The 16,761-nt window shown below is 40.5% G+C and carries 20 protein-coding genes; 9 read left to right on the top strand and 11 right to left on the bottom strand.

All coding sequences use genetic code 11. From position 1 onward, the window contains the following. Positions 1–4 precede the first annotated feature (4 nt). Entirely contained in the window at positions 5–304 is a 300-nt protein-coding gene (locus SAE01_RS00280) for a GIY-YIG nuclease family protein (RefSeq protein WP_147201530.1), read from the top strand. Between the two features lie 232 nt (positions 305–536). Continuing rightward, a complete protein-coding gene (preA, locus tag SAE01_RS00275) occupies positions 537–1,805 on the top strand; it encodes an NAD-dependent dihydropyrimidine dehydrogenase subunit PreA (protein ID WP_147201529.1) in 1,269 nt (422 codons plus the stop codon). A gap of 176 nt (positions 1,806–1,981) precedes the next feature. Here preA and SAE01_RS00270 read toward each other — a convergent pair whose 3' ends face one another. Beyond that, positions 1,982–2,401, bottom strand: coding sequence for a hypothetical protein (locus SAE01_RS00270; protein WP_147201528.1), 420 nt, complete (start codon positions 2,399–2,401; stop codon positions 1,982–1,984). Between the two features lie 411 nt (positions 2,402–2,812). Here SAE01_RS00270 and SAE01_RS00265 point away from each other — a divergent pair, with 411 nt between their 5' ends. Both SAE01_RS00265 and SAE01_RS00260 read left to right on the top strand, forming a co-directional pair. Beyond that, complete coding sequence (locus SAE01_RS00265) at positions 2,813–3,010, top strand: hypothetical protein (RefSeq protein ID WP_147201527.1); 198 nt, start codon at positions 2,813–2,815, stop codon at positions 3,008–3,010. Next, the gene (locus tag SAE01_RS00260) at positions 3,011–3,286 is read left to right on the top strand and encodes a type II toxin-antitoxin system RelE family toxin (protein WP_147201526.1); all 276 of its coding nucleotides are present in this window, start codon (positions 3,011–3,013) and stop codon (positions 3,284–3,286) included. 2 nt (positions 3,287–3,288) lie between these two features. On the opposite strand, the gene SAE01_RS00255 is transcribed toward SAE01_RS00260, so the two are convergent. After that, positions 3,289–3,687: a WYL domain-containing protein gene (locus SAE01_RS00255; RefSeq protein ID WP_147201525.1), complete on the bottom strand. Its 399-nt coding sequence runs from the start codon at positions 3,685–3,687 to the stop codon at positions 3,289–3,291. Between the two features lie 452 nt (positions 3,688–4,139). Between SAE01_RS00255 and SAE01_RS00250 the strand changes: the two genes are divergently transcribed. The 5 genes from SAE01_RS00250 to SAE01_RS00235 all read left to right on the top strand — a co-directional run bounded on the left by SAE01_RS00250 (position 4,140) and on the right by SAE01_RS00235 (position 6,710). Then, positions 4,140–4,796: a hypothetical protein gene (locus tag SAE01_RS00250; RefSeq protein ID WP_147201524.1), complete on the top strand. Its 657-nt coding sequence runs from the start codon at positions 4,140–4,142 to the stop codon at positions 4,794–4,796. Positions 4,797–4,822: 26 nt separating this feature from the next. Further along, entirely contained in the window at positions 4,823–5,206 is a 384-nt protein-coding gene (locus tag SAE01_RS00245; protein ID WP_147201523.1) for an FAD-dependent monooxygenase, read from the top strand. Continuing rightward, positions 5,203–5,379: a hypothetical protein gene (locus SAE01_RS24340; RefSeq protein ID WP_170234039.1), complete on the top strand. Its 177-nt coding sequence runs from the start codon at positions 5,203–5,205 to the stop codon at positions 5,377–5,379. The genes SAE01_RS00245 and SAE01_RS24340 overlap by 4 nt, the downstream gene beginning before the upstream one ends. A 305-nt stretch (positions 5,380–5,684) precedes the next feature. After that, complete coding sequence (locus SAE01_RS00240; RefSeq protein ID WP_147201522.1) at positions 5,685–5,882, top strand: hypothetical protein; 198 nt, start codon at positions 5,685–5,687, stop codon at positions 5,880–5,882. Between the two features lie 75 nt (positions 5,883–5,957). Next, the gene (locus SAE01_RS00235; RefSeq protein WP_170234038.1) at positions 5,958–6,710 is read left to right on the top strand and encodes a reverse transcriptase family protein; all 753 of its coding nucleotides are present in this window, start codon (positions 5,958–5,960) and stop codon (positions 6,708–6,710) included. A 137-nt stretch (positions 6,711–6,847) separates the two neighbouring features. Here the strand turns inward: SAE01_RS00235 and SAE01_RS00230 are convergent, their stop codons facing one another. The 9 genes from SAE01_RS00230 to SAE01_RS00190 form a co-directional block, all read right to left on the bottom strand. Beyond that, positions 6,848–7,105, bottom strand: a complete 258-nt coding sequence (locus SAE01_RS00230) for a hypothetical protein (RefSeq protein ID WP_147201520.1) — start codon at positions 7,103–7,105, stop codon at positions 6,848–6,850. Between the two features lie 269 nt (positions 7,106–7,374). Next, the gene (locus SAE01_RS00225) at positions 7,375–8,199 is read right to left on the bottom strand and encodes an SGNH/GDSL hydrolase family protein (protein ID WP_147201519.1); all 825 of its coding nucleotides are present in this window, start codon (positions 8,197–8,199) and stop codon (positions 7,375–7,377) included. A gap of 50 nt (positions 8,200–8,249) precedes the next feature. After that, on the bottom strand, positions 8,250–9,428 hold the full coding sequence (locus tag SAE01_RS00220; RefSeq protein WP_147201518.1) for a Gfo/Idh/MocA family protein: 1,179 nt from the start codon (positions 9,426–9,428) through the stop codon (positions 8,250–8,252). Between the two features lie 78 nt (positions 9,429–9,506). Then, positions 9,507–11,264 (bottom strand): histidinol-phosphate aminotransferase family protein, encoded by a 1,758-nt coding sequence (locus SAE01_RS00215; protein WP_147201517.1) that lies wholly within the window; start codon positions 11,262–11,264, stop codon positions 9,507–9,509. A 58-nt stretch (positions 11,265–11,322) separates the two neighbouring features. Next, entirely contained in the window at positions 11,323–12,186 is an 864-nt protein-coding gene (locus SAE01_RS00210) for a sugar phosphate isomerase/epimerase family protein (RefSeq protein ID WP_246113123.1), read from the bottom strand. A gap of 279 nt (positions 12,187–12,465) precedes the next feature. After that, entirely contained in the window at positions 12,466–13,248 is a 783-nt protein-coding gene (locus SAE01_RS00205; RefSeq protein WP_147201515.1) for a cupin domain-containing protein, read from the bottom strand. Positions 13,249–13,355: 107 nt separating this feature from the next. Next, entirely contained in the window at positions 13,356–13,691 is a 336-nt protein-coding gene (locus SAE01_RS00200; RefSeq protein ID WP_147201514.1) for a DUF6616 family protein, read from the bottom strand. 51 nt (positions 13,692–13,742) lie between these two features. After that, positions 13,743–14,840 (bottom strand): mandelate racemase/muconate lactonizing enzyme family protein, encoded by a 1,098-nt coding sequence (locus SAE01_RS00195; RefSeq protein WP_147201513.1) that lies wholly within the window; start codon positions 14,838–14,840, stop codon positions 13,743–13,745. Beyond that, positions 14,806–16,632 carry a class I adenylate-forming enzyme family protein gene (locus SAE01_RS00190; protein WP_147201512.1) on the bottom strand — a complete coding sequence of 609 codons (1,827 nt, stop codon included), beginning with the start codon at positions 16,630–16,632 and terminating at the stop codon, positions 14,806–14,808. The genes SAE01_RS00195 and SAE01_RS00190 overlap by 35 nt, the downstream gene beginning before the upstream one ends. Positions 16,633–16,761 lie beyond the last annotated feature (129 nt).

Genomic DNA, 16,761 nt, shown 5'->3' with positions numbered 1-16,761 from the left:
AACAATGAAAAAAGGAGGAGCTATTTACATACTTACTAATCTTCATAATCAAGTTTTTTATACAGGAGTTACCTCTGACGTTGTTAAGAGGATACAGGAACATAAAGAGAAGAAATATTCAAATAGCTTTACGGCTACTTACCAATTAGACAAGTTGGTTTATTATGAAAACTATTTAACTATCGAAGAAGCGATTGCTGAAGAAAAAAGAATAAAGGCAGGTAATAGAGCAAGTAAGATAAAATTAATAATTAGTAAAAATGCGGAATGGAAGGATTTGTGGGATGAGATAAGCCAGTGGTAATTTTATTATCTATAACAGGATGAAGTTCGAAGATCAGATTGCTTCGTTCCTCGCAATGACGAGCGAAAGGAGTTGCTTCGACACTATCAATAACAATGAACAAACAAAAATAGTTGAACAAAGACCAAACAAGTGCAGTGAGTGACACAATAACGGCGCCCAAAGAACCCAAAAGCCCACAACCAAAATAAAAAACACCAAACAACTCATAACTCTAAACTCATAACTATACATGGCCTCCCTACACACCAACTTCCTCGGCATCCACTCCCCTAACCCGTATTGGTTAGCGAGTGCACCACCTACCGATAAGGCGTATAATGTATTACGAGCATTCGAAGCCGGGTGGGGCGGTGTCGTCTGGAAAACTTTAGGAAGCCAGGTAAAGAATGTAAGCAGTCGATACTCATCGGTAGATTATGGCGGGCAGCGGGTGATGGGCTTCAACAATATCGAACTCATTAGCGACCGACCATTAGATATCAATCTCCGAGAAATCCGCGAAGTAGTAAGAGAGTTTCCCGACCGGGCAATGATTGTGAGCCTGATGGCCGACAACGACCGGCAGAGCTGGCACGAACTGATTAAAAAAGTAGAAGACACCGGCGCTCATGGGCTCGAACTCAACTTCGGCTGTCCGCACGGAATGAACGAACGTGGCATGGGCTCAGCTGTTGGTCAAGACCCAGAAATTGCACGAATGGTGGTAGAATGGGTGATGGAAGTTGCAACCATACCGGTCATTACCAAACTAACCCCCAACGTACACAGCGTAGTACCCGCCGGCAAAGCCTGCGTAGAAGCCGGAACCAACGCCCTATCGCTCATCAACACCATACAATCTGTTACCGGTGTCGACCTCGATACCTTCGTTCCCAACCCCAACGTTGGCGGACAAAGCGCTTTCGGCGGCTATTGCGGCCCCGCCGTTAAACCCATTGCCCTCAAGTTCCTCACCACCATAGCGCAGAACGACGTAACCCGGCAGGTTCCCGTTAGCGGTATCGGCGGCATCAGCACCTGGAAAGATGCCGCAGAGTTCATGCTGCTTGGCGCCACCAGCGTACAGGTATGCACGGCCGCCATGAAACACGGCTTCCGCATCATCGAAGACCTTTGCGAAGGACTAAGCAACTGGATGGACGAAAAAGGTTTCGCCACCACCGCCAATTTTATTGGTCGCAGCGTGCCCACCCTCACCAAGTGGGAAGAGCTCGACATCAACTACCACATCGTAGCCAACATCGACCAAAGCAAGTGCATCCATTGCGGCCTCTGCTACATAGCCTGCGAAGACACCAGCCACCAAAGCATCCGCCTCGATTACGGCAACCCCTACAACACCTACACCATCAAGGAGGAAGAATGCGTAGGCTGCAACCTCTGCAAGCTCATGTGCCCCGTCACCGATTGTATCACCATGGTAGAGCAACGCAAAGCCCCCGAATACGTTAACTGGAAAGACTACCAACGCCTCGGCATGCCCCTAAACGACCATTAGCGCTTGAGCTCATTTGTCATCCTGATCTTGTCGAAGGATTGTTGATTGTTTGAGCTGCTGATGAAATATTACTGGTTGGATTTGCAAGGTAATTTTTATGCCAGCGGAAGTATTTCAGGGCGTCATCGTTGCGTCGCACACTCAGGCAGCAGGAAATGCATCTTCTAATTCATGGATTATGGAAGTGGGCTTACCATCTTAATATTAACATCAAAAAGGTCATTGATGTAATGTCTTAAGGTCCTTTTTACCAAGTTCTCAACGCTTACAAAATAGCCCCAACCATTTTCTGATGCAAATTGTTGAACTGCCACGCCATGAAGAGGAGGAATATTTTGAAAGGTTAAAGTTTGCACTTCTCTTGCCAATAAATCATTGAACTTTCCTAAAATAAATCTTCCAGTCTGTCCTTTTAAAATTTTTGAAGCATTAGCATGTCCAAATCCGTCCCTAAATCTATTTTTTATATCTAGGAAGAAGTCATAGGTTGGATTGTCAATAATCCTTTCTTTTAAACATTCTTGCAAGGTTTCACCTAAAGCCATTTTACCATACTTTTTGTTTGCCGGCTTAAAATCTTCAGCAAGGTTTTTCAAATCTTGAATTGATTTAAATGCAGTGTACTTGTAGATAAGTATGAGCTTACAATATCTTTCTAACAACAATTGTAAGAGTTATCATTCCATGATAAGCAGCTACAACATAGCATCTTGCTATTTCAGGCCTTACGAAATCAATTTTCCGGGAGATGAAATTCTACCTGAAAAACTTCTTTCACTTTCGCGAACCTACTAATGGATTCTGAAGAAATACTTAGAAAATCTAAAAAGTCCGAGCTAAAGTCCTGTTTACTTGTCTGTTTGCCGCTATTCATATTACTGAAATTATCTAATCCGGATTAAACCAATAAAAGTAAACCAGCTTATATGATGTGTACCATCAAGAATATAGTTAGCAAAAATTACACTCTTCGGTTTAATTCGTAATTTTAAAAAAACTGTGTAGATATGATTGCAGAATTGAAAGAAGTAATTTCAAAAGTTGAACAACTTGACAACGAAGAACAAAAGCAGATTGCAAAACTGCTTGAAGATGAAATTAAATGGGAAAGCACACTACAGAACAGCCAAATCCAATTACGCAACTTAGCTAACGAAGCAATTGCTGAATACAAGGCTGGCAAAACAAAACAAGGAGATTGGTAATTGAATTCTGTAACTACAGAACGATTTAGAAAAGCTTTTTCCAACCTTCCAAAAGACATACAGGAAAGAGCAAGAAAAGCTTATACCCTGTGGAAGCAAGACAACTTTCACCCCAGCCTCCATTTCAAACAGGTACATAAAGAACAAGCAATTTATTCAGTACGAGTTGGACTTTCGTATAGAGCATTAGGCGTAAAACAAGGCGAAACAATTATCTGGTTCTGGATTGGCTCTCATGAAGATTATAATAATCTTCTTACTCAATTGAAAGACTAATATTAACTGAAGTATGTTTTGATAATTATCTCAGGAAAATAAGCGACAGCAAGTACAATAGTCTTGGTTGTTTTATAAATCTTATCAGGATGTTCAACCTTAAGACTATCAAACTTTTTAGATGAAACAATAAGACTGTCTTCCTCAATTCCATCAACTAAGAAGTTCTTATGCTCACTCTTCATCTCATTTTTTATCTGTTCTTCCGTCGCTCGAAAATAACCACTGACAAATAGATTTCCTTGTTCATTTATACCTAATAGATATGGCTCAACTATTCTTGTCTCTTCTCTATTTTTAGTCTTGTTGGTGTACTTAAACTCAATAATGCATTTTTCAAGAATTGCTTGATTAATTTTTACTCTCATATCATCGTGCTGAATATCATTGATGCTAATCATGATTTACTTTTTATTGAAGTTAACAACACTAATTCTAAGAATGCCATACATTCCCACCACTCAAGAGGGACGATATTCGAGTATTAGAATAACACGAGTTGGTAACCGAAGCAGGGGGGCTATTAAGAGAGATAAACAGCCTAAATATTACAACAGTAGATTGCTTCATTCCTTGCAATGACGAAAAGCAAAACCACTTTAATTAACTACACCTATATTAAAACATTTAAGAAAAACTACTGCCCAACCCCCGCAGTAGTACCAACTCCCCATCACTAACTACAACGGGAACGGGCTGTTATTTTTCCGTCTTGATTTTTCTTTGGTTACTTTTCTCTATCAAAACAATGAAAGTAACAGTGCCTCTGTCCTGATTTTTCTCTGGTTACTTTACTTTAAACAAATACGCAGCATTTCTGAACTTACAACAGTCCCTTTATGAAAGGCATAATATGAGGCGTCCCTTAATTGTTGTAACTATCCTACTCTTTTCAATGCTTACACTCAATTTTCGTTGCGAGAAAGAGGTGGTGCCTCCCTTTGTACACACCTTCGAAATACCGGTTGACATTTATCCCCTCAAAAAAGCCTACTCTTTAAATGACACTATTTGGCTTGAAACAGAAGTAACAGGCAAAAGTTTATTTGACACAAAAACTCAACAAAGTATTCGTACAGACTCTGGAAGTATTACGTTTCATGCCAGTTACTTTGAATTCGGAACGGCTATAAAAAACCCAGCTAATGGCTTCTGCGACGTTATATCTTTTAACGGAGTTAACGTTCGTCGGGAGCTTTCAATGACAACAACAGTAGCTGCAATTGATAAATACGGATGCGGGCAATCCAGCTATAAACTTAAAGTTGGGTTCAGACCAAATTATAGAGGCACGTATTCCCTTTCACTCTTAAAAGACATGCTACTACTAGACTGCCCAAATAAGGCTATTCCCTATAACGCTACCATTTCTTACAGGTACAAAAATGTTGATTTAAACATGGACGTTTTCAATTCCCTATCTGTTAGTGATAAAGGCCAAAATGATGGGAATAAGTTTCATACTAATAGAATAAACAACAGGGAAGAATTTGTTTTCAGAGTTGAATAAGCAACCTTCTGCCACGTGATAGTTGAATGAAAGCAACGCAAGGTCGTTTCAATCCTTTATCAAATTTTGTTTCTCATACTGATCGAAGCATAAATACCACAACAGCTAACTGCTTTGTTTCCCGCAACGACAAGACCTTATTAGCCCACCATGACGCTTCGCATGGTTTGAGTATTTGGTCTCATCATGCATACTTCCGTCCTTATGTTGGTGCGGGTCCTACCGGTTTAATGATGGCTGCACAATTCGCCCGCTTTGGCATCAACTTTCGCATTATTGAACAAAACTCTCATCCTTTTGAAAAGACCAAGGCAATAGCAGTGCAGGCAAGAACACTCAAGATCTATGACCAAATGGGCTTAATTGAAAAAGTGCTTTTAAAAGGTTTAAAGTTCACACGGGCCGTATGATCGGTAAAGTGCTCATAGAAACAACTATTCCTATGGTAGATTTTGGTCGAGGTCAAAGTCCCTACCCTTTCATGTTTGTTTTTACGCAAGACAAAAATGAAACCTTTGAAGACATAAAACCAATGTTTGCCAAAGACCTGGGAATTAGCGTCACGTTCTATGACACATCGTAGTTCACGTTTCTTCAGATAGCCCATTTTACTCGTGCACACTTCACTAGTTATTCATATTCTGTTAATAACAATTTTTCCTAAAAATTACCCTGTTTATTAATTTGTATTTCGTCTTTTGATAACGGTAAGTTCTTTTTCATTTAGCAGTTATTATATAAGTATGCAGCAATGCATGTATTAATCTCTCCCTATTGGGCGGGGGTAAATTAAATAAACAAGGGCAAAATTCTTTGAAGCGCAAACAACATAATTGCTAACGATAATGGGCGGGGGACGCAGTTACGCGTTTCAGTAAAAATTATCAGATGAAAAGAATCACACGGAAGCGTTTGCTTCAAGGATTGGAAAACATCCTATCAGAGCACTATTGCAAACTTTCAAAGAAGGAACAATTGATCCTCATTTCGGCAATTGATAAACTATCAAGGCCGAAGATCCAATGGTTCAAAATGGCAGGGAAAATTTTAAGACGAGCTTTATTAATCATTCCGAACATGTTCTAGCCCTTGTTTTTTTAAATGGAAGAAAACTTACAACGCCTACAAGAAGTCCTCCATGGTAACAGTAGTGTTTACCATATGATTAATAATCCCGAGAAGTATTATTATTCGAAGACACAACCAAAGATGAAATTTGGTAGACCTCAATTAGATGATAAGGGCGAGGTAAAGCTAAGGCGTCTTACTCCCCCGGTAACTTCACTTAAAATCATACAACAAGAAATATGTTATCACCTGCAAAAGGCTGAATTGCCTAACTGCTTTTACGGGTCAGTTGAAGAACTAAATAACATCGATAACGCATTGCAGCACATCCATAATAAATTCTTCTTAACTATAGATTTAAAAAGTTTTTTTGATAACATTACTAATACACAAATTCACCGCGTTTTTACCGAAAAAAACTTTTCATGGGACGATGCGAGAATGCTCACAAAACTGACAACGTATAAAGGACGTTTACCACAAGGAGCACCCACTTCACCAATTCTTGCTAATCTCGCTTTTGCTAAAACTGCTCAACAACTTCAGGCTCTCGTTAAAAGACATAAAATAACCTTTACTACTTTCCTTGATGACCTCAGCTTCTCCTCCATGAGAGACTTCAAGTCTCTTGTTCCAGACTTACTAAAAACAATTAGGGAAAATAAATTTTATCCGCATCATGAAAAAATTCACTATCGTAAGAACACCTGCGAGATTACAGGCTTAATAGTTGGAAACGGAAAACTTAGATTAACGGCAGAGACAAAGTCTGAAGCTAAAAAAAATCAGCTGGTAAAAGCGTACACTTTAAGAGTCCAAAAACAGTATAATGCATACCTAGGATAAGATTAATTCGGTAATAATCCTTGCACCTTTTCGATGGGATGCAAGTTGGAGTAGAATTTATCGTGCCGGTCTTAATCCCTCTTAGTTGTTACAGTTTAAACCAAATACAAAGTATCTTCTCAAAAAGCCGAATTTCCCTAAAAACGATCTGTACGCTTGTTGGTACCGGTGTTTTCCATATTATCGCCTGAGCCTCCGGCTGCATCTCCTCTACCACTCATTCCACCTACATCCTGTAAATCTGCAATATCTTCTGGCTTTAAACCAGTTTGCCCTGCTATATCCTCCCTCTCATCAGAGCTCACGTTCATGCTTTTGCTTAATTGGTCCTGCCTGCTTTGTCCTTTATTTTCGGCGCTGCCGCTACCACCTTGTCCCTGGCTGTTACTTTCCATTGTATTGCGTTTTATAGTTAATGATTAAATGCCTTTGTAATTACTTACCGATTAATAGTAGCACGATATAGAGCTGACGCTCGCCTTCTCATAAATCACTCTTTATCTACAAGAATTACATAAAAAGAAGTAGCAATATCATTGCCAAACCTGTGCACAGTTCGAAGCTTTTCAAGGCTAAATAGTTGGAAACAGAAAATTTCCGTGTAAGAGAATATTACCGAACAATAAACGGTATTATTAGGAGTAAACTTGTCTACAATCTAACCTTAATACTTCTTCATAACCTTCAAAAGCATTTTGGCAATTGCTGCATAACCTTTATCAGAAGGATGAAGTCCGTCATAAGTCATATTAACGGCATCAAGGGGATAGGGATACTCGTCGGTATCTGGATTGAAAGGAATATTCGTATAAGCTGGATAAGTGTAGTTTTTATATTGACCGGTAGCAGGGTCCTTCAGGCGTTCATACTTGACCATGTTCTTTAGGTTAATACCGCTATTCTTATAAAGATCAACAACAGGGAAATGCTCGTAGCGACCAATGGAAGCTATAGCATCAGCTACTTGCGCAAGTGTCTGTCCTTTCTTTTCTTTGTACGAACCCCAGGCGTTGTTTTTCATGTTTTTCAAGTACACAAAATCGCCGCGTTGCATTGGAGTGATTAAAATAATTTTTGCATCAGCATTCAAGGTTTGAAGCTTATTTATGATAATTCGAAAAGACCCGTAGATAGTGTTATTTCCTGCATTATTTTTATAGTCTGTGATAGTGCCTAAAGGGCGTCCCTGCCACCAATCATTTGTGCCTAAAAAAATAGAATATACATCTGCTTTTACCAGTCCCAGCTTTTCAATTTCATTGGCTATTCCACCGGACGTCCAGCCGTTGTGACCTTGGTTGATATAGTGAATGTTGGGAAGTTTATCAACCACCATTGTCATATATCCCTTCGTAATTCTATTTCCTGCTTCATCAGGATGTTCATTCAAATACGTAATTGAATCTCCGATGGCTACCCACGTAATTTCTTTTTGAGTGAAAGACGTAGCGAGAAAGGCAACAACAAATAGAAATAGGAGTTTTTTCATTTACAACGAATTAATCAGTTCACCTCTTTACTTCCCTGTAGGATTAGGGGCTATGCATTTATCTTCTTGATGCTTTGAGCCTGCTTTTGTGCTTTCAATGCCAGCTCGGATGCAAGGAAACAATGCTCCTGGCTCATGGCAGTTTCAGTGCGGTTAAGAACGTCGTCAACCAACTGTTCGCCGTAGGGCAAAGGCTCTTTATTGCAATCCATGTATTTGGTCTCTTTTTGGTTGACAAGGTAAAGGTGATTACCGCCTTCTGGTCCAGCAATATCAACGTTCTTGCGAATTTCAATAAAACCTTCTGTGCCCAAAATGGTCAGGCGGCCATCGCCCCACGATTTAAGTCCACCTGGTGTAAACCAGTCAACTCTTATGTAACCTGTACCCCCATCGCCGCGTAGCATAACATCACCAAAATCTTCAATTCCGGGGTATTGAGGATGGTTTACATTTCCTATTTGCGACGCCACTATCTCAGCTTCTTTAGAACCTGTAAAGAAAAGGAACTGGTCAAATTGATGAGAGCCGATATCAGTAATAATACCTCCATAACGATTGCGTTCAAAGAACCATGCAGGGCGGCTGGTAGGGTTCATTCTATGCGGGCCAAGCCCGATTGTTTGAATAACCTTACCTATTGCACCGGCTTTAACCAGTTCACCCGCTTTTACGGTAGCTCGGTTTTCTAGTCGTTCGCTGTACATAATGGAGTAGATGCGCTTCGTTGCTTTCTGCACCCGACGAACTTCGGCAAGTTGCTCTAACGTAGTTATACCCGGCTTATCAACCATATAGTCTTTGCCGTGTTGCATTACCCGGACACCCAATGGCGCGCGCTCGTTGGGAATGATGGAACTTAGGACAAGATGAATGGATTTATCTTCCAGGATTTCCTTCTCGTTACTTACCTGCTTTGCCTGTGGAAACCTCTTAGAAAAAGCGCTTGCAAGATCAGCCTCCTTTGCATGAAACGAAACTAATTCTCCACCTCCTCTTACCACAGCGCCTATCATTCCATAGATATGGTCGTGATTAATGCCGATAACTGAAAACTTTATACGCGAGGTTCCTTCATAACGGTAAAAGTCTTCCTTCGCACTGCTCGTATAAAAACGTTTAGCTGCTGCCTGCGCGTCTTTGGATAACACTGAAAAAATCGTGAGACCTGCAGCATTGGTAGCTGCATTCTTGATAAATTTCCGGCGGTTAAAATCAAAAGCTTTCATATGAATTTTATTTTAAGATCAATCGTGATAGAATGGTAAATATGGGAATATTTTAGATAGAAAAATGAAATGTACGTGTTATTTATACACGCCTTCAGAGATTGGGTAAGTAAAAGAAGCAGGAATGTTTTGTTGGCCGTTGGAAGCAAGCACTTTTCTAATGATCGAAATCATTTTCGCATTTGTTACTTCGTCTTTAACTGCTATGCGCACCGCATTGTTCCCCAGGCTTATGCCCATTGTGCTAACGTTTCTTAGAAACAGGTTTTCCTCCTGGCATTTCTGTAGAAAAATATCAGGTTCTAAAGAATGTAGCGGAAGATAGAATAAAATGAAGTTTGCGATACCTTCTATCAAATCAACCATTCCCAGGTCAACTAAATCTTCTTTTAGCTGGTTGCGTAGACGGTGTGTTTCAGCATATTTTTCTTCGTAGTATCTTGGATCTTTAAGCGCAGCAATCGCAGCCAATTGGGCAGGCAAACTAACCGCCCATGGTGGAGTGAAACTTTTTAGAGTCTCAATAAAATGGGGTGAACAGCACAAGTAAGCCGCCCTAACTCCGCTCAATGAATATACTTTGCTCATTGATTTGCATATGATGACATGTTCCGTTCCCATTGCAAATTGTTCTAAAGATTGATCCGGTCCTGCATACTCAACATACGTTTCGTCAATCCAAACAATCGTGGAAGGGGGTATTTGAACTAGCATTTTTATCATCTGATCTTTTGGGATATGTACTCCTGTCGGACTGTTTGGATTTACTAAAACAACCATGTCGTACCCTTTACTTATTTCTTCTAATAAGGAGATTGTATCGACTTTAAAACCTTCCTCACGACTTAATGTAAAAAGAGTTACCGTACATCGAATGATATGGTCAAGCACATGCATGTATTCGCCGTAACAAGGATCAATTATCAACACATTCGATTTGTGGGTTAAAAAGGTTCGTAGTGATAAGAAGATTAAATCAGATGAACCGGCACCCGGCAATATGTTGTGCGCGTAAACTCCCCGTGTCTCTGCTATCACTTCGATTAGTCCTTCGGCGTAAGTAGGAGGAGACGTTTGTATGAGCCACGGCAGATGAGTTTGTAAAGCAGTCACAACTTTAGGAGAAGGAGGAAACCATGCATCCAATACATCAGCGTTGATTACTTGTTTTGCTTTCTCCAGTGTTTGCAAATTTTCTCCGACTTCCTTAAAAAAATATCCGCCGTGATAGCAGGACGGTGGTGCAAAGAATAAGAAAGGCAATCGCCAGCTGACACGCTTTTGTAGGGCTGTATAAACACCAGGATTATTTAAAACCTTTCGTTGAAGTCCGTCGATAGAGGCAAGGGATAGTTCATAAGTTACCTCACCAGATGAAGCCTTCGAGCCTGTTGGGGTAAGCCCTGCTTTCATGTACATGTCAATAAGGTCGGTGCGGCAAATGGCAACAATGTTTCTGCCTCCATGAGACTGCACCCAACGAAAAGCAGCATACATTAAAGCGAAAGCTATAGGGCTGTTTCGATTTTTTTGAACAACAGTAAGCAAGCGGATCTCGAAAAGGAACTGATCAAATTGATAGGGAATGGATGAACGTTGGAAGTATTTATCGACAGAAAATTTGGTTGATGCAGGTGGGGTAATACTGATAAAACCGGCGATCTCGTTATCCATATTAGCAACAACGTAATGATTGGATACATCAAGGTCATCGCTTAGTTCGTTGGTTGCATTGATACTATGTTGATGTAATTCTTTAGCGTAGATAGCATGCCTGATTTTATAGATCGTTTGCCTGTCTTTTTCTGAAGCTACAGTGAGTGTTATTGCTGACATAGGTGCTCTTATATACGACCAATAAACGAATCGAAATTTTTGGGACGTTAAAGCTCTGCTAGTACTTTTTGCTTAGCACATAATCCCTGCTCATCCGTAAACTTTCAAAGGGTTCCCTGCTTGTCTGATCTTGTTCTATAAACCAATGTTCGAGGCCTGCTAATTTTCGCGCAGCAAAAAGCCGGTCAAAGTCAATAACGCCATGACCGACCTCAGCAAATTGTTCTGACCCTCTTTCCATATCCTTCACATGCCATAAGGGGAAGCGGCCGGGATATTTTGTGAAGTAATCAACAGGATCTACTCCTGCCTTGGTTATCCAAAATAGGTCTGCCTCCATTTTTACATTGTTCTTATCTGTGTTTTGCAAAATGTAATCGTAAGGAACAATTCCATCTATTGGAGGGAACTCAAAATTATGTCCGTGATATCCAAACTGTATGTTTGCTTTGCGGCAAGTCTCACCCGCTTTATTCAACATTTCATTTAACTCCTTATAAAGATCAATACTAGTGCGCTCTTCTTTATACAGCCATGCGCAAATCATATATTTTATATTCATCGCTGCAGCATCGTCAACGGCTTTGTCCCACCCGTTCTTTAAACTTCCTTTGGTATTGTTATGGCGGCCTGTGAAGTAGTGCGAACTAATTACAGTCAGGCCAAGGTCGTTACAAATCTTATTAAATTCTTTCGGGCTCTTGCCCCAATAGGTGCCATCGTAATCAAACACTTCAAGATCTGTATAGCCTAGTTTGGCTAGCTTAGCCAGCGATCCTACAAGGTCTTTTTTCAGGTACTCCCTGATTGTCCATACCTGGACACCTAATGGATTTTTTGCTGGTCGCGCAAAAAGGGATGAACCCAGGGCAGTTCCTGCCGCGGAGAGGGCGAGTGTTTTTACGAAGCTTCTTCTTTCCACAATAAAAGGTTTTAAGAAAAGTATATAGCAAATAGCAAATTCTCGTAGCGTTTCTTTTTGTAAAAAAGATAGGTTTCAAGCTTTATTGAAGATATTTAAAAAATGGTCAAAATATATCAATAGTAGCGAAACTGATAAGATTGAAGGTTTCTGAATTGAGTGCTGCATAAAGAACGGTTGTACAAGAGTGTGACGCAACAAAGGAATAACGGAGGTAGCTTGCTCGTTCTATAAAAAAAATTGAAGCAACATAACATTACCACTACGATTGCAGCTTTACTATTCGGCGTTGCTGTGCCACTGAATAGCATAATAGCTACATTGAACGTTGCCAACGTTTTTGATATTATGAGGAACCTTGGAATTAACTAAGACAACGTCGCCGGGAGCTGTCGGATAACGGGTTTCTGCTATTTGCATTTCACCATTCCCTCTTATCATTAGTATGATCTCTTCGGTACGATGAGTATGTGGAGGATGACTGGCGAACCCGGGATTGAGCGTAGTGGCATGGACATCGAATCTTTTAAACATGGAGGAAGGCCTGTCGAAGATCGGACGGGATTGGCCTTTATCTGTTTCGATGGTTACGAAATCTTTCCAGTCTTTCATAAAAGATCCACCTCCCGATTTTCCCCTTGCAACGTTTAGCCCGTCTCTCGATCTATACACCAATACATAATAAGTAACCGGCTTATCAGAAGTGTTAAGCATAGATTGTTTATCGCCCGCTACTAATAAAATCAGCCCTCCCGGCCCTAGAATTTTTGTCGAATCTTCTATGGTCACTTTCACGCTGCCTTCCTTTATGATGATCAGTTCTTCAGCATCAGGACTTGCTTTTGGAGGATGATTTAGTTGGCCAGGGAGCAATGTAGTTGTATGGATTTCAAGGTTTACAAGATCGAGCGTAGAGCCGTTTAATACCTGTCTTCTTTCGAAGCCACTGGTCTTTTGCACATTTGCTTTGCTCCAGCTATAGACACCGGAAGGCAGGGAATCTTTTTGAGCAAATATTGAGGTAGAAAGTAAAAATGAAAGACCGAGTAATGTCATTTTCATATTGAGAGGATTGGTTAGTTAGATGATAAAAGCGAATAGGACCGCTACCTTAAAAATGATCATTTTGCTGGCGCTTTCATTTTTACTGACAAGGGTAAGTTGCAGGTCTACAGCTCAATCATCTTCCCAATCACTTCTTGTGGAGTGGAGGAATCTCCCTTTGCATTTACCTGGTCGAAGTAATTGTACCATCCTGCACCTTCTACCATTTTTTCGAAGCTTTGTGTGGCTTCATCATTTGGGAAAGTCCATACAGCAAAAAAGTCATAATCAACCCTGTTGTAAGTCGACGAGTCGTTTACGCCCCAGCTAATAATTTTTACACCATTATCGAGGAGCTGTTGAATTGCCGGACCAAGTGCATTCATGTAGTTTCCTCTTTCTTCTTTTGAAAGATCGTTCCAGGCTGCTTTGGCCTTCCATAGTTCGACGTACGTTTTCATATTGCTTTCGTTTTGGTTTTGGTTAAGTATTAAATATACATTCAAAAACCTTTAAACCTTCCAATGCTCGCATCGCGACAAAAAAGCGTTGTCAACATCAGCGCCTATGCCGGGAGCATCTGCGCAGTCAAGAATAAATTTGTCGTAAGTCGCACCGCCCACAACAGGATCTTCTAAGTGCCCCAATAAGCAAGTGTCGAGATCGTAGTACTGCACGTTTTGGTTTGCCCATGCAAAGTGAAGATTTGCTGTCAAAGCAAAGCGGCTTTCAAGCATACCACCTATCATGCAGGGTATGCCTGCTTCTTCAGCAAGCTGGTGGATTTTTAACGCGCCTGCAATTCCTCCCGACTTTGCCAATTTTATATTGATGGAGTCGCACGATTTTGTTTGTATCAGTCTTCTTGCATCGTGATGGTTGTAGCAGCTCTCGTCGGCCATTACGTGCACTGCTGCGTTGTGGCATAGCTCTGGTAAATAATCGTCGTACCACGTGCGCATTGGCTGTTCGCAGAATTCTATGTCAAATTGATCCAAAGCTTGTAATGCAAATACGGCATCTTCATATACCCAACCCTGGTTAGCATCAACTCTTATCAGCGTTCCCGGTTTTACAGCCTGCCGGATGTGACTTATTTTTTCAACATCCTCGTATGCATTTTTACCAATCTTTACTTTTAAGATATTAGCTCCCTGCTCTTCAAATTGTTTTGCCTTTTCAACCATTTCTTCCACCGGCCCGATACCAATGGTTATATCTGTTTCAATAGTTCGCTTTTCACCTCCTAAATATTTGTATAGCGGAACGTTTGCCACTTTTGCTGCCAGGTCATATAGGGCCATGTCAAAGGCACTTTTGATAGTTGGGTTACCGGCTGCAAAGGCGTCCAATTCCTTCAACCTGTCTTCAATGTTCAGTGCATCTTTTTCTTTCCATAAAGCCGCAAAGTCTCTGGCCATAACAAGGCAAGTCTCTTGTGTTTCACCTGTTATATATGGGAATGCCGAGCACTCGCCTGCGCCGTAAATTCCTTCATCCGTAAATACTCTTATGAAAACGTTCTGAGCTGATCGCATGGTTCCTGTTGCTATTGCAAAGGGTTCCATAGGAATGCTATAACGATAAATTTCTGTGTGGGTTATTTTCATGCTGCCGTAACAATTTTAGCTTTTCAATAGATCTTTCCCGGAATACTCTTTTTAAAGTTTTGCCGGTTACTCCAATAGGAAAATCCTGCCAACGCAAAATATCACAATTATAAAGTTGTTCATTACTATCCAGCAGTTGGTTCAGTTGTTTTTTTAATTCTACATTATCAATAAGACATCCCTTCCTTACTGCAACTGCTATTGAAGGCAATAAGTAGCCGTCGGACCGAGTATCGCCATAGACACAAGCATCAAAAACTGCAGGATGTTTGTGAATTTTTTCTTCAATTAATAAACTGTACACATCACCATTTGCGGTTGCAATTACATCTACTTCCCGGTCTAATTGCACAATATGTCCATCCTTTTTAAAACGGCAGATGTCCCCTGTAAAGAACCAGTTATCCGTAAATGCTTTGTTGGTTAAATCCGAATTATTCCAATAACAATCAAATACAGTTTTGCCTTTTACCTCGAGCCTTCCAGGTTCACCACCGCGCTTTGCTACGCTTCCTTTTTTTGTAATAATTCTTATTTCAGGTCCAAAAGGTGTAGAACCCGGTTTCCCAATTCTTCGTTTAAATTTCTTTGTAAACCTTGTTACATACCTTACTACTGAGGGAGTTCCTACTTCACTTGAGCCTTGCGCATCTAAAAAAACCGATCCTTTAAATGGCAGTCCAAGCATACTAAAGGCCCTACCTACTGACACAAAATGTTTCATAATAACTTCATGACTTGCATCTGCGGTAGTTCCCCAAAATCTCATGCGGCTTAAATTATATTTCCGCAAGTCAACTTCCTTCAACTGGGTATAAGTAACCGGGAAACCAAAGAAACCGGTATATCTCTTTGCCGATAATTCTTTGATAACTTTTTCTGCATCGAAGTTCTCATGGTCATAGGCAGATAACCAATGTGCCCGAAAGCCCAACAGCAGCATAGCATTGAATGTTAAGATAACGGCTTGGTGATTATTGGGTACAGCAAGGTAGCCTTTGTCGGTCGTCCTCGAAATGTGTACATAACAAAGCCATCCCTTTACTGCATGCGATTGTTTTCCGTTTCGTAGCACCACTGCCTTAGGAAAACCTGTTGTTCCTGAAGAGTGAACAATGTATAGAGGATCATCAAATTCTCGACTTATTTCTGGTGCAACTGCAGTTACCTTCTCTAGCTCTTGCTGTAGCCATAATAGCTGGATACCCTTTTTTCCCCATGCAGGAGGAATTTGAAAATCGCTATTAGATGTTTGTTTATCTGCAATGATAATTTTTTCAACGTTCCCTATATCCGCATTTTGGTTACGCAATCGCTTGGCCGCTTCAAGATCAACGATAAGTATTTTAGCTCCAATGTGGCTGGTGTAGGCGCAGAAATGAACAGGGTCAAACTTTCCATTAACAGGGCAAGCAATTCCTCCAGACCTTACAATGGAGAGTATAAGAACATGGATGTCAAAATGATTTTTTTTAAAAATAGCTATCCTATCACCATGCTTTACTCTAAGTTGTAGCAGCAAAGCAGCAACATAGCCGGCTGTCAGGTATATCTTATTTGCACTCCATTCATTATTTCCGCTGTCGATGTCATTAAGCCCGGGCACTTTCCATGAACAGGGAACGTCAGTGGTAAAGAGAATTTTATCTCCATACTTCTTAGCTGCACGACGAGGTATGTCTTGCAAAGAAATTTTGCTAAACGCTAAAGGCAAGCGTTGATGTAACCCAAGGCTGATAAAAAGAAATAAAACAAATGCAATGAGAATTATTGAAATTATCAAGACGATCATTATTGTGTTTTATTGAAGTAGAATTGAGGAAACAAGGTTTTAACGGCCGTCATTAATAAGTATCGCTTCATAAACTTCCTTAAATTAAGTTTATTTTTTCATTGCTATGATAGCGTCTGCTTTGATTGT

The sequence above is a fragment of the Segetibacter aerophilus genome, assembly GCF_007991655.1.
Classification (GTDB): domain Bacteria; phylum Bacteroidota; class Bacteroidia; order Chitinophagales; family Chitinophagaceae; genus Segetibacter; species Segetibacter aerophilus.
This window is presented reverse-complemented; position numbering and strand designations above follow the sequence as displayed.